At 29.4% G+C, this 25767-nt stretch carries 25 protein-coding genes; 11 read left to right on the top strand and 14 right to left on the bottom strand.

Features of this window, described 5'->3' with window-relative positions:
* Positions 1 to 41: 41 nt before the first annotated feature.
* Positions 42 to 785, top strand: a complete 744-nt coding sequence (gene rlmB, locus GFU93_RS06220; protein ID WP_160568087.1) for a 23S rRNA (guanosine(2251)-2'-O)-methyltransferase RlmB — start codon at positions 42 to 44, stop codon at positions 783 to 785.
* A 37-nt stretch (positions 786 to 822) separates the two neighbouring features.
* The gene (locus tag GFU93_RS06215; protein ID WP_160542434.1) at positions 823 to 1104 is read left to right on the top strand and encodes a hypothetical protein; all 282 of its coding nucleotides are present in this window, start codon (positions 823 to 825) and stop codon (positions 1102 to 1104) included.
* Here GFU93_RS06215 and GFU93_RS10215 read toward each other — a convergent pair.
* From GFU93_RS10215 to GFU93_RS06180, 7 genes are all read right to left on the bottom strand, one after another.
* The gene (locus GFU93_RS10215) at positions 1091 to 1534 is read right to left on the bottom strand and encodes an exosortase F system-associated protein (protein ID WP_160568085.1); all 444 of its coding nucleotides are present in this window, start codon (positions 1532 to 1534) and stop codon (positions 1091 to 1093) included. The genes GFU93_RS06215 and GFU93_RS10215 overlap by 14 nt on opposite strands.
* Before the next feature lie 4 nt (positions 1535 to 1538).
* A complete protein-coding gene (gene xrtF, locus GFU93_RS06205; protein WP_160568083.1) occupies positions 1539 to 2069 on the bottom strand; it encodes an exosortase family protein XrtF in 531 nt (176 codons plus the stop codon).
* 307 nt (positions 2070 to 2376) lie between these two features.
* The gene (gene pnp / locus GFU93_RS06200) at positions 2377 to 4524 is read right to left on the bottom strand and encodes a polyribonucleotide nucleotidyltransferase (RefSeq protein ID WP_105297111.1); all 2148 of its coding nucleotides are present in this window, start codon (positions 4522 to 4524) and stop codon (positions 2377 to 2379) included.
* A 264-nt stretch (positions 4525 to 4788) separates the two neighbouring features.
* Complete coding sequence (gene rpsO, locus GFU93_RS06195) at positions 4789 to 5058, bottom strand: 30S ribosomal protein S15 (RefSeq protein WP_105297112.1); 270 nt, start codon at positions 5056 to 5058, stop codon at positions 4789 to 4791.
* A 137-nt stretch (positions 5059 to 5195) separates the two neighbouring features.
* On the bottom strand, positions 5196 to 5654 hold the full coding sequence (locus GFU93_RS06190) for an META domain-containing protein (RefSeq protein WP_105297113.1): 459 nt from the start codon (positions 5652 to 5654) through the stop codon (positions 5196 to 5198).
* Between the two features lie 97 nt (positions 5655 to 5751).
* Complete coding sequence (locus GFU93_RS06185) at positions 5752 to 6036, bottom strand: rhodanese-like domain-containing protein (protein ID WP_160542430.1); 285 nt, start codon at positions 6034 to 6036, stop codon at positions 5752 to 5754.
* Between the two features lie 2 nt (positions 6037 to 6038).
* The gene (locus GFU93_RS06180) at positions 6039 to 8057 is read right to left on the bottom strand and encodes a M13 family metallopeptidase (protein WP_160568081.1); all 2019 of its coding nucleotides are present in this window, start codon (positions 8055 to 8057) and stop codon (positions 6039 to 6041) included.
* 153 nt (positions 8058 to 8210) lie between these two features.
* On the opposite strand from GFU93_RS06180, the gene GFU93_RS06175 reads away from it, so the two are divergent.
* Both GFU93_RS06175 and GFU93_RS06170 read left to right on the top strand, forming a co-directional pair.
* Positions 8211 to 8903, top strand: coding sequence for a cell division ATP-binding protein FtsE (locus GFU93_RS06175; protein ID WP_160568079.1), 693 nt, complete (start codon positions 8211 to 8213; stop codon positions 8901 to 8903).
* Between the two features lie 35 nt (positions 8904 to 8938).
* Complete coding sequence (locus GFU93_RS06170; RefSeq protein WP_160568077.1) at positions 8939 to 9835, top strand: glycosyltransferase family 2 protein; 897 nt, start codon at positions 8939 to 8941, stop codon at positions 9833 to 9835.
* On the opposite strand, the gene GFU93_RS06165 is transcribed toward GFU93_RS06170, so the two are convergent.
* A complete protein-coding gene (locus GFU93_RS06165; protein ID WP_160568072.1) occupies positions 9820 to 10947 on the bottom strand; it encodes a glycosyltransferase in 1128 nt (375 codons plus the stop codon). The genes GFU93_RS06170 and GFU93_RS06165 overlap by 16 nt on opposite strands.
* Before the next feature lie 72 nt (positions 10948 to 11019).
* On the opposite strand from GFU93_RS06165, the gene GFU93_RS06160 reads away from it, so the two are divergent.
* Together GFU93_RS06160 and GFU93_RS06155 are read left to right on the top strand one after the other, a co-directional pair.
* The gene (locus tag GFU93_RS06160) at positions 11020 to 12165 is read left to right on the top strand and encodes a glycosyltransferase (protein WP_160568070.1); all 1146 of its coding nucleotides are present in this window, start codon (positions 11020 to 11022) and stop codon (positions 12163 to 12165) included.
* Between the two features lie 9 nt (positions 12166 to 12174).
* Positions 12175 to 13419: an oligosaccharide flippase family protein gene (locus tag GFU93_RS06155; RefSeq protein WP_160568068.1), complete on the top strand. Its 1245-nt coding sequence runs from the start codon at positions 12175 to 12177 to the stop codon at positions 13417 to 13419.
* Here the strand turns inward: GFU93_RS06155 and GFU93_RS06150 are convergent.
* The 5 genes from GFU93_RS06150 to GFU93_RS06130 form a co-directional block, all read right to left on the bottom strand.
* Positions 13416 to 14105 carry an RluA family pseudouridine synthase gene (locus GFU93_RS06150; RefSeq protein WP_160568066.1) on the bottom strand — a complete coding sequence of 230 codons (690 nt, stop codon included), beginning with the start codon at positions 14103 to 14105 and terminating at the stop codon, positions 13416 to 13418. The two genes, GFU93_RS06155 and GFU93_RS06150, sit on opposite strands and share 4 nt — an antisense overlap.
* Positions 14106 to 14172: 67 nt before the next feature.
* On the bottom strand, positions 14173 to 14988 hold the full coding sequence (gene panB / locus GFU93_RS06145) for a 3-methyl-2-oxobutanoate hydroxymethyltransferase (RefSeq protein ID WP_160542424.1): 816 nt from the start codon (positions 14986 to 14988) through the stop codon (positions 14173 to 14175).
* Positions 14989 to 15427: 439 nt separating this feature from the next.
* Positions 15428 to 16249, bottom strand: a complete 822-nt coding sequence (locus GFU93_RS06140) for an undecaprenyl-diphosphate phosphatase (protein WP_160542423.1) — start codon at positions 16247 to 16249, stop codon at positions 15428 to 15430.
* Positions 16246 to 16539: a DUF3098 domain-containing protein gene (locus GFU93_RS06135; RefSeq protein WP_105297124.1), complete on the bottom strand. Its 294-nt coding sequence runs from the start codon at positions 16537 to 16539 to the stop codon at positions 16246 to 16248. Before GFU93_RS06135 ends, GFU93_RS06140 begins: the two co-directional genes overlap by 4 nt.
* Positions 16540 to 16567: 28 nt before the next feature.
* A complete protein-coding gene (locus GFU93_RS06130) occupies positions 16568 to 17467 on the bottom strand; it encodes an ABC transporter permease (protein WP_105297125.1) in 900 nt (299 codons plus the stop codon).
* A gap of 88 nt (positions 17468 to 17555) precedes the next feature.
* Here GFU93_RS06130 and rsmA point away from each other — a divergent pair, with 88 nt between their 5' ends.
* From rsmA to GFU93_RS06105, 5 genes are all read left to right on the top strand, one after another.
* Positions 17556 to 18320, top strand: a complete 765-nt coding sequence (rsmA, locus tag GFU93_RS06125; RefSeq protein ID WP_160568064.1) for a 16S rRNA (adenine(1518)-N(6)/adenine(1519)-N(6))-dimethyltransferase RsmA — start codon at positions 17556 to 17558, stop codon at positions 18318 to 18320.
* Positions 18321 to 18353: 33 nt separating this feature from the next.
* Positions 18354 to 18626: a YHS domain-containing protein gene (locus GFU93_RS06120; protein WP_160568062.1), complete on the top strand. Its 273-nt coding sequence runs from the start codon at positions 18354 to 18356 to the stop codon at positions 18624 to 18626.
* Between the two features lie 582 nt (positions 18627 to 19208).
* Positions 19209 to 20546, top strand: a complete 1338-nt coding sequence (locus GFU93_RS06115; protein WP_160568060.1) for a cytochrome ubiquinol oxidase subunit I — start codon at positions 19209 to 19211, stop codon at positions 20544 to 20546.
* A gap of 3 nt (positions 20547 to 20549) precedes the next feature.
* Positions 20550 to 21554 (top strand): cytochrome d ubiquinol oxidase subunit II, encoded by a 1005-nt coding sequence (locus tag GFU93_RS06110; protein ID WP_160568058.1) that lies wholly within the window; start codon positions 20550 to 20552, stop codon positions 21552 to 21554.
* Positions 21555 to 21637: 83 nt separating this feature from the next.
* The gene (locus GFU93_RS06105) at positions 21638 to 24718 is read left to right on the top strand and encodes an exodeoxyribonuclease V subunit beta (RefSeq protein ID WP_160568056.1); all 3081 of its coding nucleotides are present in this window, start codon (positions 21638 to 21640) and stop codon (positions 24716 to 24718) included.
* A gap of 691 nt (positions 24719 to 25409) precedes the next feature.
* Here the strand turns inward: GFU93_RS06105 and GFU93_RS06100 are convergent.
* Positions 25410 to 25767, bottom strand: a 358-nt coding sequence (locus GFU93_RS06100) for a hypothetical protein (RefSeq protein WP_221411559.1), incomplete at its 5' end; no start/stop codon positions are given.

Here is a 25767-nt window from a genome sequence, read left to right as displayed (position 1 = left end):
AAGCTTGACTAAATATTTATAAATCACCCTCATTTAAATATATGGAAAAAGATTTTATATTCGGAATACGGCCTGTTATGGAGGCTTTAGAGGCAGGAAAAACTTTTGATAAGGTATTTATTCAAAATGGTTTATTAGGAGATAATATTAAAGTCTTGAAGATGAAATTTTCACAAGCGGGAATTCGTGTTAAGTATGTTCCGATTGAAAAATTGAATCGATTGACCCGTAAAAATCATCAAGGTGTATGTGCTTTTCTTTCACCGGTACAATTTTTTGCAATTGAGGATATCATACCTCAATTGTTTGAAGACGGGAAAATGCCATTGGTCCTTATTTTAGATCATTTAACTGACGTTAGAAATTTTGGAGCAATTTGCAGAACTGCAGAAATTGTTGGTGTTGATGTCATAGTTATTCCTGATGAAGGTTCTGCTCCAATCAATTCGGATTCTATTAAAACATCTGCAGGGGCTATTTACAATTTAAAAATTTGCAAGGAGAAGAATTTATTAAAAGTATTGGAGTTTTTAAAGCTAAGTGGTATAAAAGTTGTTAGTGCTACTGAGAAAACAGATACATATTTATATGATGAAGTGTTGGAACTTCCTTTAGCTGTTATTGTTGGAAATGAAGAAAAAGGAATTTCAAGGGATCTGCTTAAAAATTCCGATGCAAAATTAAAGCTGCCTATTTATGGTAAAACGGATTCTTTAAATGTATCTGTAGCTTGTGGCGCCTTTTTATACGAGGTGGTAAGGCAGAATTTAAACTCAAATAAATAAATTTTCATAAATTTATTATCTAAAATATATTATAATAATGAAAAGTTCAATAATTATTGGTATTCTATTTTTAATACTGGGAATAGCCTTAGGGTACATCCAATGTAATGGATCAAAAGAACCCTTTTTAACAATTACATTAGTTATTGGTTTATTAGCGGGTTCCGGAATAGGTCTCATATTAGGTGCTATTGGCGGTTATAGCAGTAAAACGCAAAGTATAAAGAGAAAAGCTAGAGAAGCCGAAAGAGAAGTTATGAGAAATAAGCTACAAAATCAAGAAACCACAACCAATAACGATACTCCTAACGGGAATTAGTGGGTAAATTCTTATAATAATATATTGCGGGTATAAGCAACAGTAAAAATATAGGCTGAATTAAAACTCTTCTTATATAAAATGTTGGCATGTAACCCAAACTAAAATTGGTTAGTAAGGAAAATAAATAAAGGGATATAAAAATAAGGAATCCAATACATAAAATATAGGAACATACTTTCGTTATTTTTTTATCATTGTACCATAAATATATAATCACAAGCGTTATAATAGAATTTAATCCGTATCGAAAGATAAGAGACGTCATAAGTTTTATAAAATTAAATTCAGGGGGAATTTGATGATTAAAATCTTTTTGTTTAAAAAATAAGAGTAGAGGATCATAAAACAAAGAGGTTTCAAATTTTCGTACCAAAATTAACGCAAGTATGCTTAGTAGAATTCCAATAATTTTACCTGTTTTTTTCATATTTTTATTTCTTTTTAAATATGAAATATTTAATCCATACAATCCATAAAATAATTATTAATCCGTATATAATTGATGGAAATAAATAGTCATGGCTGAATTTTCCATATTGAGGATAATAATAAAAGATATAATTAATAAAGCTTATCCTTACAATGTTTACTAAGTATATAAATAAGATAGTGATAAACAGATAAATACAGGATTTTTTGAAAGAATTAGCAAAAGCTATTATAAACGATAGGTAAAGAATAATTACCGACAAAGCATTGCAGCCCTCATTTACAATGCTAACAAATTTATTATTGATATAAAAACGCATGAAATTTTCATGATCTATATGGATCGCCTTGCTTGTAATGCCAATCCATTGGAGTAAGCAAGACGATTGTTTAGCTACGTTAAAAGTATAAATATCACAGGTCGCCAGGTCATTTTGATAATAAGTAAGATACCAATAATAAAGTGCTGTTAAAATTAAATAAACAGAGAAAAATTTAAGTAAACTTATAAATATGGGCCTATATTCCTTCATGAAAAAGAAACTAAAATATAAAAATATAAATTATTATAATTATAAGTAGTGCAATTACTAAATAAATTATACTTTAATTATAAGTTTTAAGATATATAGTTAAGATGAGAACTAGTCGGATTATTTCAATTTTTTGGCAATATCATAGTTTTAAATATTTTATTGAAATAATAAGTGGTTGAAAATAAGGGTTTTACTAATATGCGTAAAAAAGTAGGTAAAATCTGATTTTTATAAAATATATTTCATTCGATGAACTAAATAAAAAAAGGTTGAAATTAATTTCAACCTTTTTTATTATAAAGTATTATTTTTTACTTTCAGAATCCTTTTTTTCAGGTTTAGGTAATAAGACTTTTCTTGAAAGCTTAATCTTTTTCTTATCGTCTACACCTAAATATTTCACTTCGATGATATCTCCAAGCTTAACGGAATCTTCAACTTTTTCCAAACGTCTCCATTCTAACTCAGAAATATGAACCAATCCTTCAACACCTTTAGAAATCTCAACAAATGCTCCAAAAGGTTTTATTGAAACCACTTTAGCTTTATAAGTAGCTCCAACTTCAGGAACGAAAGCTATTTGTTTAATTTTTTCAATTGCTTCATCAATTTTGGCTTGATCAACTCCCGATATTTCAACTTTTCCTACATCATTACTCTCTTCAATCGTAATTACAGTGTCTGTATCTTTTTGAAGTTGTTGAATGATTTTTCCTCCGGGTCCGATAACAGCGCCAATAAAGTCTTTAGGAATTTCCAAAGATACCAATTTAGGTGCATTGGGTTTCAAATGATCATTAGGAGCGGAGATGGTTTCCAATATTTTACCTAAAATATGTAAACGCCCTTCCTTCGCTTGATTCAAAGCTTTTTCCATAATTTCAAAAGATAACCCTTGAATTTTAATATCCATTTGGCAAGCGGTAATACCGTCGGCAGTACCGGTTACTTTAAAGTCCATATCTCCTAAATGGTCTTCATCTCCAAGTATATCAGAGAGAACGCTCCATTTGCCTGATTCCTTATCAGTGATTAATCCCATGGCTATACCGGATACAGGTTTCTTTATTTTAATACCCGCATCCATTAATGCTAATGTTCCTGCGCAAACAGTTGCCATTGAAGAAGAACCGTTAGATTCTAAAATGTCGGAAACAACACGTATAGTATACGGAGAATCTTTTGGAATAACATATTTTAAAGCTCTTTGAGCTAAATTACCATGACCTATTTCTCTACGAGAAACCCCTCTTACCGGTCTAACCTCACCGGTTGAAAATGGCGGGAAATTATAATGTAAATAGAATTTTTCTTCGTGTTGAGATATTACATTGTCCACTCGATTAGCATCCAATGAAGAACCTAGGGTAACAGTAGTCAATGATTGAGTTTCACCGCGTGTAAAAATGGCTGATCCGTGAGACCCAGGAAGGTAATTAACTTCACACCAAATAGGTCGGATAGTTTTTGTGTCTCTACCGTCTAAACGAATGCCTTCATTTAATATAAGTTGTCTAACAGCGTCTTTTTGTACATCATGAAAATAAGTAGCGGCTAAAGATTTTTTTTCTTCTAACTCTTCTTCAGTGTATCTTGATAAAAATTCTTCTAAAACAGCATCAAATTTTTCGCTTCTCTCATGTTTTTCAGAAGGTGTTTTGGCTATATCATAAATTTTTTGATAGGAAAATTCTGTAATAGCACTTCTTAATTCTTCATCATGAGTTTCATGGCAATATTCCCTTTTAGGCTGAGATTTTCCAACCTTAGCAGCTAATCTTTCTTCAGCATCAATTTGTTTTTTAATGGCTTCATGAGCTACCGAAATTGCATCGATCATATCTTTTTCAGAAATTTCACTCATTTCTCCTTCAATCATAACAATTGAATCTTTGGAAGCACCCACCATTATATCAAGATCAAATCCTTCATCCATTTGAGCAAGGCTCGGATTAATGATGTACTTTCCGTTATGGCGAATAATTCGAACTTCAGAAATTGGTCCGTTAAAAGGAATATCAGTGATGCTTATAGCTGCTGAAGCAGCTAGTCCTGCTAATGAATCGGGAAGTATGGAGCCATCGTACGAAATAAGTTGAATCATTACCTGTATTTCGGCATGAAAGTCGTCGGGAAATAAAGGGCGTAACACACGGTCTACCAATCGCATGGTTAGTATTTCTTCATCCGTTGGTCTTCCCTCTCTTTTCATAAATCCACCCGGAATACGTCCTCCAGCTGAGAATTTATCTCTGTAATCCACTGTAAGAGGTAGAAAATCTACTCCGGGATTAGCCTCTTTTGCAGCTACTACTGTTGCTAATAACATGGTTCCACCACAGGTAACTACCACAGAGCCATCTGCTTGTTTAGCAAGTTTTCCGGTTTCTAAGATGATTTCTCTTCCATCATCCAAGACAATTTTTTCTGTAATTGCTTTTGGAATCTCCATAAAAAATAAAAAATTTGTTAATAAATATATAATAAAGCAAAAAGAAAAGGTAGTGTTGATAAAATATTTAGTTACTTATCTTAAATAGGAAAACACCAGAGAACACTCAAGTCCATTAAAATAATGAAGATTAATGGAATTCAGTGCTCAGTGTGTTAAAATATATAAAATGAATAACTTATTAAATTAAACTTTTTTCTTTTCGTGCTTTTTTCAAAAGATAATAAAAGAGGCAATTGATAAATTGCCTCTTTATAATTTCTTTTACTTACGAATACCTAATTCTGCAATAATTGCTCTATATCTGTTGATATCTTTTTTCTTTAGATAATCAAGTAATTTTTTTCTTTTTCCCACTAATGCCACTAAAGCTCTTTCAGTATTGAAATCTTTATGATTTCTTTTAAGATGCTGTGTTAAATGGTTAATTCTAAAGGTAAACAAAGCTACCTGTCCTTCGGCGCTACCGGTATTTTTTTCATCTTTACCGTGTTTAGCGAAAATTTCTTTTTTTACATCTGATGTTAGATACATGCCAATATTATTTTAATGATTATTATGTATTGAGCAGCAAATATATAACTTTTTTTTAGATGTAAAGAAAATAAGAGTGCTTTTGTGAAAAATACACTCTTATTTTATATAGTTTGCTGTATCTTACTAGTATTTACTTATTTTGTTAACGGAGCAAATTCAAGTACTACTTTGCCATCTTGAACAAATTGTAAAGTGTAATTAGTAAATACTAAGGTACTTCTTTTACCCATTAATTCTAAAAATCTAGGCTCTTGGTTGTATTCAGGACAAGCCATAAGAGTTGAAACCATTGGACTAGGATTATATACATTGCCAATTAGAGCAAATGAACCGTTATATTGATTGCATCCTGCATTACCATTGGTTCTGTTTTTATCAAAGTCAAAATTTAAAGTAGGAATTTCTCCTTTAAATGAATTTGTTGCCAACGTACCGTCTATAGAAGTTAGATACCATGTACCTCTTAGTTTAATTTGTAATTCTTTATCATCCACTTTTTGTGCAACATTTTTGGTAGAATTACAACTTTGAAATGTAGTACCTAAAAATAATAAGAATAAACTGGTAATACTAATTTTAATTAAATTTTTCATATATTATATTAAATTAAATTTTTAAGCTTTTATAAGCCTTTTTTAACTTTTAAAGCGTTATTTCAAATATTTTGCCAAAGTATAAATTCAGGATAAATTAGGAATTTAACAATTGATTAATTTCTTTAAATCCACCACCATTATATATATCATTAAATCCTTCTTTTTTGAGGTAGTTAACTATTTTTTCGGATCGTATTCCTGATCTGCAAAAAACTATAAGTGGGGTAGAAAAGTTGCGAATTTCTTCTATTTTAGATGGTATCTCATTCATGGGGATTAAAATAGCTCCTTCTACTTTTCCTTCTTTAATTAATTCTTCTTTTTCTCTTACATCCAGAAGGGTTGCCGAGCTTTTTTTCAAAAGTTCTTTTAGATCCATAATTACCAAATAATAATTCTTTCTTTTTTAGGTTTAAACATTTTATCTCCTTTTTGTACGTTAAATGCTTTATAAAAGCCTTCAACATTTTCTAGAGGGGCAATAGCTCTATAATAACCCGGAGCATGAGGATCTGTTTTAATTTGATTAACTAAAGCTTCTTCCTTGGATTTGGTTCTCCATATGGTCGCCCAAGATATAAAATATCTTTGTTGCGGTGTAAAATTATCAATTTTACCGGGATTACCTTTTTCTTTTAAATAAATTTCTAAGGCATCATAAGCAATGGCAACTCCGCCTAAATCTGCTATATTTTCACCTAAAGTCAATTTTCCGTTTATATGTAGACCCGGAATGGGTTCATAAGAGTTATATTGTTTTTCAAGTGCTTGAGTAGCTTTCTCAAATTTTTCTTTATCTTCGGGTGTCCACCAATCTTTTAAATTTCCATCTCCATCAAATTGAGAACCGCTATCATCAAATCCGTGAGATATTTCATGGCCGATTACGGCTCCGATTCCACCAAAATTTATTGCTGCATCTGCTTTATAATCATAAAATGGAGGCTGTAAAATGGCTGCCGGAAATACAATTTCATTATAAGAAGGATTATAATAGGCATTTACTGTTTGAGGAGACATCAGCCATTCGGTTTTATCTACCGGTTTACCTATTTTATCTTTATCTCTCTCATAATTAAATACAATAGCATTTAATTTATTTTGAAAATAAGATCCACCTTCTTTTACAGATTTTATTTCTAACTTAGAATAGTCTTTCCATTTATCCGGATATCCAATCTTAACCGTAAACTTACTTAGCTTATCTAAGGCTTTTTGTTTGGTAGGATGTGACATCCAAGTTAAATTATTAATATGGATGGCAAACGATTTTTTTAGATATTCAATCAATTCATTAGCGTTTCTCTTAGCTTCTTCCGGAAATACTTCAGCTACGTAAAGTTTACCAAATGCTTCTCCTACTAAAGAATTGATACTTGTAAGAGCGCGTTTTTCCATTGATCTTTGCTCTGATTGTCCTCCCAATGTTTTATTGTAAAAATCAAAGTTTATATCATCCAATTCTTTGGTTAGGCTATTGGCTGCAGATCTAACAATATTTATTTTTATATAATCTTTTACTAATGAAAGGTTTTGTGGAGTAATATTATTATCTAGGTTCTCAAAATATTTTTTTTCGGGAATAATTACAGTATCTACACGTACTCCCAGTTTTGTCAAATAATCCGTTAAATTTATATTTTTGGATAATTCGGATAAACTTGTAAATGAATAAGGATTATTTTGAAGTTGTGCGTTTCTAATTTGCTCTACCGTTAAGAGATTAGAAGCTAATTGTTTCTCGAAAGCAACAATAGCAGAAGCGGTTTTATCCGGTTGTTTGTGTCCGATTACCTTTAATAATTTTGATAAATAGATTGTATAATCCTGTAATGTTTTTAAGGATTTTTCATCATTTTTTTGATAATAATCTCTTCCCAAACCTAAACTTACATCTCCTAAATATACCGCATTTTTATTGCTGTTATTTAAATCGGATTGAACGCCGTATTCATAAAAAGGATTCATTTCTAACGGAGTGAACTCGATAAGTAAATTTTGTAAGTCCGTTAAGTTTTTAACCCGGTCAACTTTTGATAAATAAGGTTGAATAGGGGCTATGCCTTGTCTGTTTCTAGCATCCATATCCATGAATGAACTAAACAAATCTTTAATTTTTTGTCCTTCAGAACCTTTAGGATAATTTTTATTATTTGATTTTTTTAAAATGGTAAGTGAAACAGAATCTGTAAATTCACGTAATTGGTCAAAGCTTCCCCATCTGGAACGGTCAGGAGGAATTTGAGTGGTTTTCATCCAATTTCCGTTAACATAGTTATAAAAATCGTCTTGCGGTCTTACTTTCTTATCCATGTATTCTTCATTAATTGCATGTTTTTGAGCAAATACTCCGGTAAAAGGCAGCAGCGCAGTTGCAATAAATAATATTAAATTTTTCATTATTAAAAATTAATTCTCAATCAAAAATAGTTAAAAATAGTCATATAAGCTATTTTTAACAAAACTTTAAAATGGAGTAAAATAAGCAATATATTTTAAATTATTATTTTTGTGAAAATTAATTCTCTTTTATAACTTATACAACTTTTACTAATGAGTGAGCCTATTTTGTACTTAAGAAATGCTAATATTTATCAAAAAAACTTTTTAGTTCTAAGTCATGTTAACATGAGCTTAGAAAAGGGTGAATTTTATTATCTTATTGGTAAAACGGGTAGTGGGAAAAGCTCATTGTTAAAAATTTTATATGGAGATATTCCTTTGCTTGAGGGACAGGGGAAAGTAGTTGATATTGATTTGGTTTCCTTGAAAGATAGTGAAATTCCTACATTAAGAAGGAAGTTAGGTATTGTATTTCAAGATTTTCAATTATTAACGGATAGGAGTGTAGAAAAGAATTTATTGTTTGTTTTAAAAGCGACCGATTGGAAAGATGCGTATGCTATCAATGAAAGAATTGAGGAGGTTTTACAAAGCGTTGGAATGGCAACAAAAAAACATAAAATGCCGCATGAACTTTCCGGAGGTGAACAGCAACGGGTAGCTATCGCAAGAGCCTTATTAAATCATCCGTCCTTAATTTTGGCAGATGAGCCGACCGGAAACTTGGATCCTGAAACATCTAATGAGATTATGCTGTTACTTAAAGGCATTGCACAACAAAATCATTGCACCATATTTATGGCTACTCATGATTATTCGATGATTAAGAACTTTCCTGCAAAAACTATTAAATGTGAAAATGGAAAGATTTATCATGGTGATTCCAATGATCTTTTTATTTAAATTATATTAATTGAAATTATAATATTTAATCTTCTATGATTTCAATTCTTGTTCCAGTTTATAATTATTCCATTATAAATTTAGGTAAAGAATTGGTAAAACAAGGAGCAGAATTAAATGTAACCTATGAGGTACTTTTTCTTGATGATGCCTCTGTAAATCATGAAATCACTAAAAGTAATCAATTATTTTGTGCAAAAAACAATCTTACTTATATCATTTCCGAAGAAAATTTAGGAAGAGCTAAAGCTAGGAATTTATTAGCACAAAAAGCTAACTATGAATGGTTAGTATTCATGGATTCCGATGTTATACCGGCTACTTCATCGTATCTTAAAACTTTTGTTTCATCCATTCATTGTGAAAGTCAGGTTTTAAGCGGGACTATATTATATAGGAGGAATTTGGAACAAACTATTCAGAAGTCTTTACGTTGGAAATACGGAGTTACTTATGAAGAAACTTCTCTAAAAAAAAATTCTGGTAACTCAAATTATCTCTATTTAAAAACAGCTAATATAATGATTAGAAAAAGTATTTTTCATTCCATTCCTTTTCCTGTTTTAGAACGCAATTATGGATATGAAGATACAATGTTTGGGTTAACCTTAGAAGCAAATACTATTAAACTTGAATTAATAGAAAATCCTGTTTATCATGAGGGAATTGAATCGAACCATATATTTTTAAACAAAACGGAAGAAGCTATTAAAAATTTATCAAGTTTAATACAACATGATGAAATGCTATGTAAAAAAATCAGACTAGCAAAAGTATATTTTCAAATAAAAAAAGTGAACGGCGTTAAATTCGTTACCTATTTATTTAAAAAAAATCGTGGTTTAATGAAAAAGAATTTATTGTCCGAAAATGCAGATTTAAAAATTTTTCAATTATACAAAATTGGGTATTTGTGTCATTTACTCGCCTGATTGAAAATATTTAACAAGGTTGATTCCTGTGCTTCCCAATTGTATTTTATTGATGTTTTTTCCAAATTATTTTCATAATGTTTTTTTCCTCTAGAAAGTAATAATTTTATTTTTTCTGAAATTTCAATCGCTGAATGATTAGTAATTACTTCGCCAATTTGATTTTCATTTATCATGTTTTTTATTTCCGGAAGATAGGTTCCTAGAACAGGTATTTTAGCATGAACATAATCAAATATTTTATTAGGAAGAGCATAACGATAACTTAGACCCCCGTCTTCTTCCAGACTTATACCTAACTCAGCTTTAGGAGTTATTAATTTTAGTTGTTCAGGAGAAATTTCTCCTAAGAAATAAATTTTATGATCTAAACATAATTCTTTACTTAAATTTTCGAATGTGTTTTTTAATGGGCCATTACCAATAATCCATAATTGTGCATTTTCAATATATTTCATGGCTTCTATCATTTTATCAATCCCTCTGCTGTAATTAATGGCTCCTTGATATACTATAATTTTCTTATTACATGGAATTTCAGGTAATTTAGTATGAATATTTTTATTCTTGTTGGATACAGTGGCGATGATTGGAACATTTTTAATTATAATAGGGCGATTGCTGTATTTTTCTTCAAAAAAATCTGCATATCCTTCACTAACGGTATAAAAATATTCAATTTTGGGTATAAGATATTTTTCCAGTTTTCTCCAAAGTTTTTGAGCATATCTACCTTGTATGGACGGCAGCTCAGAGTATATTTCATGACTATCAAAGACTAAAGGAATTTTATTAAATTTTGAAACTAAATAATTAGGTAAAAGAGAATCCAGATCGTTAGCTAATAATATGGTGTGTTTATCGGATTGAAATAATAGTTTCCAAAATAATTTAAAATTAAATTCCGCAAATAATAAAAATTTTCTTTGAAAGGCAAGATGGAAACGGTGAAAAGAATAGGGTCTATTTAATGGGGGCTTTCCATATAAATTAGTACCGATAATTGAAATTTCGTAACCATTTTTATATAAGGAATTGCAAACCTTTTCTACTCTTTGATCCGTAGCTATATTATTAATTACAGAAACTAATACTTTTTTTCGTTGAGTCATTTTAACTAACAAAAATAATAAATTAATTATCTGGATAAAAATAATATATTTGTAGTTTGTTCTCTTTTACTGATGCGACAAAAATTACATATTCTTTTTTTACCTTATTGGTTTCCTTCCAAAAAAAATCCTAAAAATGGTAATTTTATCTTACGACATGCTCAAGCGGTTGCAACAAGACATAAGGTAAGTATTCTTTATGTTGAAAGAGATGAACAGTTAAAAAATGAATTTGAACTTACTACGGATAAAGAACAAAATTTATTTATTTTAAAAATTTATTATAAAGGAAGTTCTTATAAACTCATTAACTACGTTAAAAAATGTCAAGCCTATATAAAAGGTTTACGGAAAATAGAAAAAGTAGATTTACTCCATATTCATGTCTTACATTATTATGCTATTCTTGCTTATTATTTTAAGATGAGGAAGAACATAAATTTTGTAGTTACAGAACACTGGTCGCGTTGGCTCACAAACAATTCTAGTCTGTCTCTCAAACTTTATTATCTACTAATGAAACTAATTTGTTTTAAAGCAAGTTGCCTGATACCTGTAACTAAAGATTTGGAGTTAAACATGAAAAATAAAGGAATTAAGGGGAAATTTAGTATTATTCCAAATGTGGTAAATACGAAAATTTTTAAACCATTAGAGAAAAAAAAGAAAAAAAATGAATTTCTTCATATTTCGAATTTAAACAATGAATACAAGAATATTACAGGTATTTTAAATGTAGCTAAAAGATTAGCAGATTCAGGATATAGATTTACACTTCAAATAGGAGGGGATGGAGATAATACTCATATAAAAGAATTTATAAAAAATAATAAGCTGAAAGAATACATTTTTACTTTTGACTCTTTATCTGAAGTTGAGGTTTCGGATAAAATGAAGAATGCGGATCTATTAGTCATGTTTAGTAATACTGAAAGCCAACCGTGTGTAATTAATGAAGCATTTTCGTGCGGTTTACCGGTAATTTCGACTAATGTAGGAGGAATTTCTGAGTTATTTCCTGAAAATTTTGGGATTCTTATAGAAAAAGGTAATGAGGATCAATTGTATGAAGCAATGGAAAAATGTATTACGGGTAAAGTAGAATTTGCAAAATCTGACGTTATGCATCAATTTTCTGATAAGCATTTTAGTATAAAAAGTATAGCAAAAAAAATGGATCAAATATATATGAATGTTATGTTCAAATACACTAAATAGATACTACCAATGATAAAAAGTTTATCATCTTTTTTACTTGAATTCCAAAAAAATAAAGGAGGATATATTGCTATATCTCAAGTAGTAAGTAAATTGGCTATGGTAAGTAATTCTTTTTTTATAGTTAGAATTCTTACCAAAGAGGAATTTGGATCGGTTACATTAGCCTTGTCCATTTTATCTTTTCTTATGCCCTTTATAAATATGGGAAGTCAAAATGCATTACTTCGTTACGGCTCATTAGTTTCCGATAATAAGGGAAAGGATAAATTAAGTATTTATAATTTTAAAGTAGGCAATAAGCTCAATAGTATCACCATATTTTTATTTCTTATTATTTGCCTGTTGTTTGCTACAAAATATAACTATCTAATAATAATTTCATTACTATTAAGCTTACGTTTCGTCAGTCTTTCCTTTTTTTATCAAATACGCATAGATTTTCAAATACGTGATAATAATTATGGATATGCAATGACGGATATGGTCTTTAATGTTAGCACATTAGTAGTTTCTTTATTGTTCAGCTTTATATTTGGAGTTTATGGGTATGTTGTTTCATTATCCATTTCATGTATTTTTTTTTATTGCTTCCTTAAGAAATATAGTAAGTCTAAAGAAAATACGAAACTTCCCGTATCTAAAAAAGAATTTTGGAAGTATTCAATAGGTAGTTCCATAGCTAATTTTTTACATACTTCTATTTCATCGATAGATACTTTTATGGTAGGATATTTTCTTTCGGCAGTTAGTATTGCAGAATATAGAATTTCATCTATCATTCCTTTTAATTTATTCTTTATTGCTCAAATGTTTATAGTAACAGATTATCCTAAATTTGTAAAGAATTTTAACAACAAAAAGTATTTTCAAACTTATATGAAAAATTATTTTATAATTTTTTTTAGTTTGGGAAGTGTGCTTATATCGATATTTTTTTTATTTGGAGATTTTATAATTAATTTATTATTTGGAAGTAATTATCAGGCAAATACGGCCTTTTATATTCTTATGATTGCTTCGGTTTTTTCTTTACTCGTATTGATTCCTTTTGGAAATATTTCAGCAGCATTAGGGTTACTAAAAAACAATATTTTTGCTTCCGTAGTAGCTATTATTATTCAGCTAATTGTAGGGATATTTTTGATTCCTCACTATGGAATAGCAGGAGCAGCAATGGCAACCGGTTTAGCGTATATATTTTCAGGATTTTATAATATGAGTACTGTATATTTATATTTTAAAAAACTCTAATTTTCAAAGCTTTTCCATAAATTATCATTTTCCGGAACAGGAGCTTCCAGTACAATCTTTTCCTTCTTAATGGGATGAATAAATTCAATTTTTCTGGCTAATAGATGAATGCTTCCATCAGAGTTGGAACGATCAGCACCGTATTTTAGATCCCCTTTGATTGGACATTTAATTGCACTGAGTTGCGCTCGTATTTGATGATGTCTTCCTGTTTCCAAATCGATTTCCAATAATAGGTAATGGTCAGATTTTTTTATTATTTTATAAGTTAGAATGGCCTCTTTGGAACCGCTTTGAGCACTCGATGTATTAAAAATAATTGCCTTATTATTTTTTTCATTCTTCTTTAAATAGTGAATTAACCTTTGTGTTTCAGGAATTTCATTTTTTTTTACTACTGCCCAATAAGTTTTTTTAATTTCTCTTTTCTTGATCATTTCCGTCAATCGAGTAAGGGCTTTACTGGTTTTAGCAAATATAACAATGCCGGAAGTAGGACGATCAATGCGATGAACAAGTCCGGCAAAAACATTTCCGGGTTTGGAATACTTTAGCTTAATATAAGATTTTACCTCATCCAATAATGAAATATCACCGGTCTTATCTCCTTGAACGAGCTGACCGGCTTTTTTGTTTATAATGATGATATGATTATCTTCAAAAAGTATTTGATTTTCAGTAAGCATATTTTTAAAAAAATAATTCCAATAATTTAGGACACTAAAATTTTATATCCTTAAATAGGTGAAAAATTTAAAAGCTTTCTTCTTTACTTGGAAATTCTTGGCTTTTTACATCTTGAACATAATTTGAAACGGCTTCAACAATTTGTTCATGAAGATGTAAATATTTTCTGGCGAATTTAGGTTTGAAATTTTTATTTAAGCCTAGTAAATCATGAATAACTAAAACTTGACCATCAGTAACATTTCCTGCACCGATACCAATGGTAATAATATCTAATTCATTGGTTACCTTTTCTGCTAATTGAGCCGGTATTTTTTCTAATACTAGTGAAAAACACCCTATTTCCTCTAATAATTTAGCATCGGAAATTAATTTATCTGCTTCGGCATCTTCTTTCGCTCTTAACTTGAAAGATCCAAATTGATGAATGGATTGAGGAGTTAAACCTAAATGTCCCATAACAGGAATACCGGCTTTAACAATGGCTTCTACAGAATCTTTTATTTCAATTCCTCCCTCCATTTTTATTGCGGAAGCACCGGTTTCTTTCATAATTCGAACGGCAGAATGATAAGCTTGTAAAGGATCGGATTGGTAGGTACCGAAAGGTAAATCTACAACTAATAAAGCTCTTTTAATTCCTCTTGATACACATTGGGCATGATAAATCATTTGATCCAACGTTATAGGTAACGTAGTTTCATATCCTGCCATTACATTAGCTGCAGAATCGCCAACTAAAATAGCATCTATTCCGGCTTCATCTGCAAGACTTGCCATAGTGTAATCATAAGCAGTTAACATAGATATTTTTTCTCCCGAAACTTTCATTTTTTTGAAAGTTTCAGTAGTTATCTTTTTAAATTCCGAGTGTATTGACATTATTATTAGTTTTTGGTAAATTTATGATAATATTAATTAAAAAGTATTTTTTAAGCTTTATCTTGTATATAGTTTATTATATTATAAGATATTTATAAACTCTAAAAATATATAACATCTGTTAAATTTATGATTGCAAATTACATTCCTTAACTGAAAAATAAATAATAATAAAGTGTGATTATTGAGAATATCGAACTTCAGGTAATTTTTGAAGATTATATAATTTGGTTTTTAATAAGGTATAAATTTAAACTAAAATAAGCAATTGTGTTTATCCCATACAAAATATTTAATTTACTATTAAAATATAGAAAAATAAAAACAGTTAAATATTAATGCGAAGTAGTAGAACTATATAGTATTTAAATAAACATAAAATCTTAAATTCAACTTTTTTAAATTGTAAGTAAATATTTAATAAATAAAACTCAAAATTTTAAGCTTTTTGGAAGTAAATAAAATATATCAATAATAAAGAACCTATAATAATTCTGTACCAGCCCCAAATTTTAAATCCGTATTTTTTAATCACTCCAACAAAAAATTTAATAGCAAAAATTGCTACTACAAAGGCAACAAGGTTTCCTAAAATAAAAAGCCACATTTGATTACTATTTGAAGCCAATAGTTCATACCCTTTCATGCTGATTCCATTTTCTTCCCATGTTTTTAATGTAAGAGAATATACGGTAACCGCCAGCATAGTAGGAACTGCCAGAAAAAAAGAAAATTCAGCGGCAACCTCCCTGCTTAATTTTTGTTGCATTCCGCCAATAATTGAGGCTGCAGATCGGCTGGTACCCGGCATCATTGCTAAACATTGCCAAAAACCTATAATTACAGCTTGTTTAATTGAAATATCCTCTTCTTTAAGTATAGTAGGATTTTTAAAAAAACGATCTACAAACAGAAGTATAAATCCGCCAACAACTAAAACGATGGCAATAGGAATGGGTTTTTCTAAAATAGCATCAATTTTTTCATTAAATAATTTACCTAAAATTAAAGCAGGAATTACAGCACATATTAATTTCAAATAAAAATTTAATCTTTTAAAATCGAAAAATTTTTTCCAGTATAAAACAACAACTGCTAAGATTGCGCCCAGTTGAATACAATATTCAAACATTTTTACAAAGTTATTTTCTTGTATTCCTAAAATGGAACTGGTAAAAATCATATGGGCAGTGGAGGAAACAGGTAAATATTCTGTAAGACCTTCAACAATAGCAATAATGATCGCTTCTAACGTATTCATTTAGAGTTCTTTTTTGGATTAGAATAAGTCATGATTGAATAAATTTCGACTAAAAACCCAAGAACAATAAGAATTGGGGCCAGTCGAATTCTTCTGAAACTAAAAATATCTTCGTTCCAGTTATTCTTATCATAAACTCCATTTACAGTATTCGCATCCGGTCCTGTCATCAAAATAAGACCTAGAGCAATTAAACCCAAACCGATAAACATAAATGTATAATTTCTTTTTCCAAATAAAAAAGGTTTATCAGATTCAGAATATATATTTTTTGATGGTTGATCTTTCATAAAATTAAATTTTCAGCCAATTTAAGAATTATGAATAATATAGATCATCAATTTTAAGTTTTAAATATCTCCAAGTTGCAAACCATGTACTAACCGTTGTGATCAAAATTCCAATAAGCAAAATAAATAAAGACAAGATAATGTGGTTAGAATAATCTACAATTGGCGGAAGAATATTATAACGGATAAGCATATAATTTACGGCAAATAAAAGAACTAAGGCTATTGCAGATCCTATGGCTCCTAAAATTACCGATTGAATTAAAAAGGGTTTCATAATGAATAAACGCTTTGCGCCCACTAATTGCATGGTTTTGATTATAAATCTTTTAGCGTAAATTTTCAATCGAATGGAATTATTAATTAATGAAATGGCAATTAATAAGATAATACCGGCAAGTATGGAAATACCTAACGTAATTTTTCGAACTCCTTTATTCATCTGAGTTAATAAATTACTGTCGGATTTTACCTCATCAACTAAAACATTTTTTTGAATTTGCTTTTTTATAGTTTCAATATGTACGGAATCAGTATATTCCGGTTTTAAAGCGATAGTAATGGACGCCGGAAATATATCTTCTTCGAAAAGAGATTGAGAGTCAACTCCTAAATCTTTTTTTGCGGTGTAAGTTGCTTGTTCTTTAGATATATACTTAGCCTTTTTTACGTAAGGATTTACTTGAATGCTGTCAAGATAATTTAGTTGGGCTTTTTCGTTTTTTATTAGATTATTTTTATTTCTGTCGTTTTTAAAGAAAACTTCAATCACCATTTGTTCTTTCAAATAATCAATATAAGAATTGGCATTAATTACAATCATGCCAATGATTCCAATTAAAAATAAGACTAAAGAAATACTGATGACTACAGTAATGTTAGAAGAACGCAATCTTCCCTTATTTAGCTTGTCTGTTTTATTGGCCATATTTTTATTAAATATTCGCTAAAATATAAAAACTTCATTTATTTTAGTGTAATTTTGGATATAAATTATTGTTAAAATAAAGATACAATTGAAAGTTAAACCTAAAAAGCATTTAGGGCAACATTTTCTAAATGATCAGAATATCGCCTCAAAAATAGTAGATTCATTAAGCTATAAACCGTATGACTTAGTGTTGGAAGTTGGTCCGGGTATGGGAGTTCTAACTCAGTTTTTACTTCAAAAGCAGGTGAAAGTATATGTTGCTGAAATAGATAAGGAATCTGTAGATTATTTAAAAATAAATTATCCTCAACTGGAAAACAACATTGTAGGTGATTTTCTTAAGTTAGAATTTGAGGAATTATTTTCAGATAATTTTGCTGTAATCGGTAATTTTCCCTACAACATTTCTTCACAAATTGTTTTTAAGATTTTAGAAAATAAACATACAATACCGGAAATGGTTGGAATGTTTCAAAAAGAAGTAGCAGAAAGAATTGCCGCTCAAAAAGGAAATAAAATTTATGGTATACTATCCGTTCTAACCCAAGCATATTATAATGTAGATAACCTATTTACTGTTCATGAAAACGTATTTACACCACCTCCCAAAGTTAAATCGGCAGTTATACGCTTAAAACGATATAGAGATAAAATAGAGGGTATAGATGATGAATTCTTTTTTAAATTAGTAAAGGCAGGATTTAATCAAAGACGAAAAACACTGAGAAATGCATTAAAAGTTTTAAACATTCCTCAACATCTTGAATCCCATGAATTATTAAATCTACGCGCCGAACAATTATCTGTAGAAGATTTCATACATTTAGCTCGATTATGGAGTTCAAATTAAAACTTCATATTTTAAAATTAAAATTCATAATTAATGAAAAAAAATATAAAATTTATCGCACTCAATATAATTGTAATGATGTGGATGACTTCTTGTGAGCTTAAGAATAATAAGGATACAAGCAAAGAAGAAATACTCTCCAATGTAAAAGTTGTGAATGAAGTAGATCCTGTATGTAGTATGTCTACCCATGAAAATTTAAAAGATACCTTAAATTATCAAGGTAAATTATATGGTTTTTGCAGTTCACATTGTAAGGAAGAATTCAAAAAAAATCCGGGAAACTATTTGTCTAAAAATGAGTAAATTATTTTGACATTCGAAAAATAATAATGTTGGTAACATATATAATTGGAAACTTTATTAATCTAAATAAAGTTTCATAACTGAATGGGTTTAATTCTTTTAAAAGCTCTTAATTTTAGCTCATTTTAAATATAAATTAAATAATAAGTAAACTCCTCCTTCTTTTTAGCGCTTAGCTCATTTAATTTAATGAATTATAACCATGCCTACTTAAAGTAAATTTTAAAATAATTGAACCTCAATAATTAAAATCAAATTACAACTAAATATTGATGTTGAAAATTCTTTTTTTTGAAGTTTAACCTCAAAAAATAAGATTTTAATTAGTAATTCTAAATTTTCGGCATAATTTTTTAATAAAAAATAATTATTTGTTTAACAATAATGAATATGTGATGTTTTTTATAATAAGTGAAAGCAGCTATGATAATTATGCTAAAAAAATATAATTATATAAATATCTTAATTAAATTATTGTTATATAATGATAAAATAAATCATGACTTATAGTAAAACTTTTTATTAAATGATTTTAAAAGTTAAGAATTATTATAAATTTGCACTCTTTAATTTGTTTTTTCGATGAATGATTTTATTGCTGCTCGATCGCAGATGGCAGTTTCATTAGGATTCCATATCATATTTTCATGTATAGGTATGGTTATGCCTTTCTTTATGGCAATTTCACATTATAAATATTTAAAGACCGGAGATGAAGTATACAAAGGTCTAACAAAGGCTTGGAGTAAAGGAATCGCAATATTATTTGCAACCGGAGCGGTTTCAGGTACCATGCTTTCCTTTGAATTAGGATTGCTTTGGCCTGAATTCATGAAACATGCAGGTCCAATTTTTGGTATGCCTTTTTCTTTAGAAGGTACTGCCTTTTTCGTAGAAGCTATAGCTATAGGATTCTTTCTTTACGGTTGGAATAAATTCAACCCCTGGTTTCACTGGTTAACAGGATTATTAGTTGGAATTAGCGGATTGTCATCAGGTATACTGGTTTTAGCAGCTAATGCTTGGATGAATAGTCCCGCAGGTTTTGACTATGTTAACGGAAACTATATAAACATTGACCCTGTAAAGGCAATGTTTAATGATGCTTGGTTTTCTCAGGCATTACATATGATAATAGCCGCATTTGTGGCTACCGGATTTGCCGTAGCCGGTATGCATGCATTCATGATCTTAAAGAAAAAGAATATCGAATTTCATAGTAAAGCATTTAAAATTGCTGCCACTTGTGCATGTATTGCAGCTTTGATTCAACCTTTAAGTGGAGACATCTCTGCGAAAGATGTAAGCAGAAGACAACCGGAAAAGTTGGCAGCCATGGAAGCGCACTTCCACACAGAAGCCCCGGCCTCATTTATTTTAGGAGGTATTGTAAATGAAAAGGAAGAAAGAGTTGATTATGCTATAAAAATACCCGGTTTATTAAGTTTTTTAGCTTATGGAAATGTAAAAGATCCGGTTAAAGGAATCACTGATTTTCCCAAAGACGATAGACCGCCCGTTGCAATAACGCATTATTCCTTTCAAATCATGATTATATTAGGTGTGGCATTAATGATATTGGCGGTTATATATTTATTGGCAAGATTCAAAACTAAAAATTGGCTTACAAAAAAATGGATTTATAAATTATTTGTAATAGCTACCCCCTTGGGATATATAGCACTGGAGGCAGGATGGACCGTAACGGAAGTTGGACGTCAACCGTGGATTATTTATAAAGTAATGAGGACAGCTGATGCCGTAACACCTATGCCCGGAATAGCATATTCATTCTATTTATTCACAGCTATTTTTATTTCTTTATCAGCCATTGTAATTTTCCTTTTATATAGGCAAATGAAAATGGTTCCTATATTATATGACGCAACGGATAAGAATTATAAACCTAATAAGAAGTAGAGTATGTTTTATTTATATGTAGTAATTTTTTTCCTCTGGACAGCGATCGCTTTGTATTTATTATTAGGAGGTGCAGATTTTGGAGTCGGAATTTTAGAATTATTCAGCAAACAAAAAAATGAAAAAAGAATTGAAAAAATTATGTATGAAGAAATGGGACCCGTATGGGAAGCTAATCATATGTGGTTGATCATTGTAATTGTAATTCTTTTTGTAGGGTTTCCTGATATTTATTCGGTGCTATCAACCTATTTACATATACCTTTACTATTAATGCTTATAGGTATAATTGCTAGAGGAACTGCCTTTTCATTTCGAAATTACGATGCGATTAAAGATCATTGGCAGTTTGTTTATAATAAAATATTTAGATATTCCAGTGTAACCACGCCCTTTTTCTTAGGTATAATAGCAGCAGCAACGGTTTCCGGAACTATTGATGTAGAACCTACCGATTTTATGAATGCTTATATTTGGAGTTGGCTTACTCCGTTTGGATGTGCGCTGGGTGTTTTCACTTGTAGTATTTGTGGATATTTGGCTGTTTCCTATTCATTGTCTCAAGTTAAAAATTTTGATGATCGTGAATATTTATCTAAAAAACTTACTATATTTTTATTTGTAGTGATAGTTACCGGAGGTTTAGTATTTGTATGTGCTTATTTTTCACATGTTCATTTAATTCAATGGATATTTGGAGAAACAGTCGGATGGATTGCGGTAATTTTAGCAACCGTTTCTGTTTTTGGAACTCTATATGCATTGAAAGAAAAAAAATATTCTTGGATAAGAGTATTAGCGGGATTTCAGGTATTAACCATATTGTTTGCGGTAACCTACCGGCATTATCCTAATTTAGTTATATTAAAACAGGGGAGTCTATCTTTGATTGAAGACCAATACATACATAAAACTATTGCAATGCTGGCATGGGCACTAATGTTAGGAAGTATTTTTATACTTCCGGGAGTATTCCATTTAATTTATTCATTTCAAAAAAGAAGATAGAGAAAAGCTTTATTAAGTTATAAAATTCCATACTATTAAGGATTTAACTAATTTTGTTAAATCCTTTTTTAATTTTCATCTGAATGAGTTCAAGCTATACGATATACAATGCATCTGCAGGTGCCGGGAAAACATTTACTTTGGTGAAAAATTTCCTTTGTATCCTGTTGCAAAATGATACCGTAGAGTCTGTGCGTTCCATAGTAGCAGTAACTTTTACCAATAAAGCAGCTAATGAAATGAAAACGCGCATACTTTCATGGTTAAAGGATTTTTCAGATGAAAAAAATTATCAATCGAATATAGTTTTACAGCAGATATCTCAAGAACTGAATATAGATATATCTCTTTTACATCAGCGATCGTATAGGGCCTTATCCTATATCTTACATCATTATTCTTTATTTTCCATCAGTACCATTGATAAGTTTAATTTACGATTGATGAAGGCATTTACCAAAGAATTGGGGTTGTCGTATTCGTTTGCGGTGGAACTGGATTCTTCGGAATATCTAAAACAGTCAATTGATGAATTAGTAGATGAATTAGGAACAGATAATCCTTTTGCTGAGGTTATTTTAAATTATATATTTTGGAAATTCGAGAACGAATCATCTACAGATATTAGAAAGGAATTATTGACTTCCTCACAAAATTTTTTAAAAGAAAAGAATCTGGAACAGATTAATTCTTTGACTTCTAAAGAGATTGAAGATTTTAAAAAATTGAATCAGTTGATAAGTAGGCGAGTACAGGAAAATTATACCTTAATACAAAAAACAGCCGATGAAATTATAGCGTTATTTGAATCCAACGGTTTAGAAGTAGGAGATTTTTATCAAGGAGCGAGAGGTATGGCCGGATTTTTTTATAAAATGCAGGACACGAGCAAAATACTTAGTATAAACTTATCTTCTTCTTACTATAAAGCTTTTTGTGAAGAAGAAAAATATGCAAAATCAAAATCGAGTCATGAAGAAGATATAAAAGGTATTGCACCGCAAATTATTGAAGCATTTTATAAGATAAAACAAGCGATCATTAGAATTAAAGTAGATGAATCTGTTCGTAAAAATCTAATTACGATTGAATTGCAATCTGAAATTAATCGATTTTTACACAGACGAAAAACAGAAAATGATGTAGTATTTCTATCAGATGTAAATCCTATTATAGGAACTCATTTAAAAGAGGAACCGGTAGCCTTTATATATGAAAAATTAGGAGGGAGATACAATCACTACTTTATAGATGAATTTCAAGATACCTCACAACTTCAATGGAATAATATAATTCCTTTGTTAGATAATGCAAAAGTCTCAGATGGAAATTCAATTACTTTGGTTGGTGATCCCAAGCAAGCCATATACAGATTTCGTTCAGGAAATCCTGAAATATTAATCGATCTTATAGCTAATGCAGAAGACAAAGGCATTCATGTAAAAACTTTGCAGAATAATTTCAGAAGTTTGCCCAATATTGTTGATTTTAATAATACCTATTATCAATTTTTATCTACTTATTTAGTAAATAATCCCGAATATTCTTCATTGTTTGGAGTCCATGCACAGCAAATCTCCCACTTATCCAAAGGGGGAAGGGTACAGGTATCATTTATATCTCCAAAAGAAGAAAATCTTTTAGAAGAAAGAATTGTTGAAATAATTGAAGAGTCTTTACAGAATGGTTTTGATTTTAAAGATATAACTATTTTAGTAAGAAATAAAAAGCATAGTGTTTCCATTGTAGATAAAATTGCAGAAAAAGGATATCCTATTTTAACAGAAGAAGCGTTATTAGTTATATCGTCCCCTGAAATCCAAGCTCTTATTTATGCTTTACAATGGATTTCCAATCCTGAAGACAAAGAAAATTTGGTGAGAATGCTCCATCTTCTTTTTACCATAGGTAGAGCGGAATTTGAAGATTTTACAGAAGAAATTTGTAAAATAAAAGATTTGGATTTTGACGATATTATTAATTGGTTTAAAGAAAAATTGAATATTTCTTTGCCTTATCAACAAATATATAATTTAAGCTTTTATGATTATGTAGAAGAATTTATTAATTCTTTAGGGTTTGGAGAGAAAGAAGATTTATATATTTCTGCCTTATTGGATATGATAGTTCAGTTGGAAAAGAACGGAGTTATAAGTTTACAAGAATTTTTAGAATATTGGGAATTAAAAAGTCCGGGATTATCCATACGATTTCCTGATAATCGAAATGCCATCCAGATCATGACTATACATAAATCTAAAGGATTGGAATTTCCAATTGTAATTTATCCTATGATCGATAGCAATTCTAGAAAAGAAGAATATTGGTTTCCACTTGATAAAGACTTATATAATGGATTTGATAAGTTTTACACATCTTCAAAATCAGGCTTAGATGATACCGGTGATAGTATAAAAGAGGTGGTAACTACCCTAGAATTTGAAAATAAGATAGATGAATTATGTATACAATACGTTGCAACCACACGGGCGTCACAACAATTATTTTTATTGGAAGAAAGAAAAGATAAATTAAGTTCGTTGGGTGAATTTTTAATTCAGCAAGGGAAATCTTCAGAAGGAATAGTTGAACTTTATCCTGCTTCCGATTTTAAGAAAAATAATGAGAAAAGCGCAAAAAATATTGTTCAAGAAGAAAAAATACAATGGACCTCTGAGAGATGGAATTCTAAAATAAAAGTAAGTTCCGAGGCTCATAAATTTTATAGTGAGGAAAACGAAGACATTCAATACGGTAATAGTATACATGCTATTTTAGCAGAAATTAATACGCCGGAAGATCTGCCAATGGTAATTAAAAAATTAACTTTGACGGGATTGATTCCAATCGGTCAGGAAGCAGAAATTGAAAAGATAATACAAAAAGTTATATCCAATCCTCAATTAAAAGATTATTTTTCAAAAGGGATAACTGTATATCAAGAACGGGAAATAATATATGAAGGAAAAATTTACCGCCCCGATCGAATCATAGAAAAGCAAGATTCATTAACACTTATTGATTTCAAAACGGGTGAAAAATTAACCGGTCATAAAAAACAAATTTCGCTATATGAAAAAGCTTTAGTTGGAATGAATAAAAAAGTTGCAAGTAAATTATTGGTATATATTTCTTCAGATGATGTGGAAGTGATATATGTTTGAACTTAAACAAGAGTTTATTTCATATTACATTAATTGAAATAATTTTTTAAAAAACTAATTCAACTTTTTTATGAAATAAACTATGAAATACTTATTAAGTAATTATCCCATATTTCATCGAATTCTGTAGTAAGAAGATAAATCTTTTAGCCATTAATGTTTTTAAATTGTAATAAAAAACATTGAGGCTTATTTTGTATATTTTTAAAAATAATAAGTTTATATAGTATGTTTCCGAACAACTTATAAGTTTACATAGTGAAAACATAGTTTCTGAATTTCGAAGAAATTTTACGATCTCATTTTTTAATAAGTCTATATTTGTTTAGTACAATTTATTATTAGTTTATAAAAATTTTAACCTATACACTTATTCTAGAATATATACTATTTAATACTTTTAAAGTTCATAGTTAACATCTTTTTTTACAGTTGATTTATGATGAAATTTATTAAATAAAAATCGCTTACATTTTATAATAAGCTTTAAGATATTTCACAATAAATAATTAATATGCAAATCCTGTTTTATACTTCGTCTTAATTAGTAATAGTTTTAAATCTCAAAAGCTTACGAGCTTTGTTAAGAATTTTTAACTTTACTTATATAAATATGAATTATAAAACAAAATGGTATTTGTATCTATTTAAATTTAGATTTTAAGCATCCGTCTAATAATGTATTACATTCCTAAAATATATCCATGTCGTAATTTTTTGGATTTATATGAGTAATATAGTTTTGATCAGCATCAAGTTTCATTCCTTTAATGTACTTATCGCTCACTTTGTAATAATGTTTCCATAAATAAGTTATTTCGTCTAATTTTTTTTTATCGTTTAAAAGATAATATAGTTTAAATAAAATTTTATCCTCCCTACGAAAAAAATCTTCTTTTATTTCAACAGACATAAAATTAATAGTTTGTTTTTTATGATTTATTATTTTAATGGCTTGCTTATATTGGTGAGAATAAATATAGGATTTGTACAAAGGAGCCCAAAGTGCATACAACCACATAAAAGATGTACGGCACTTTTTTTTTTTT

Source organism: Apibacter sp. B3546, assembly GCF_009827885.1.
GTDB lineage: Bacteria > Bacteroidota > Bacteroidia > Flavobacteriales > Weeksellaceae > Apibacter.
This window is presented reverse-complemented; position numbering and strand designations above follow the sequence as displayed.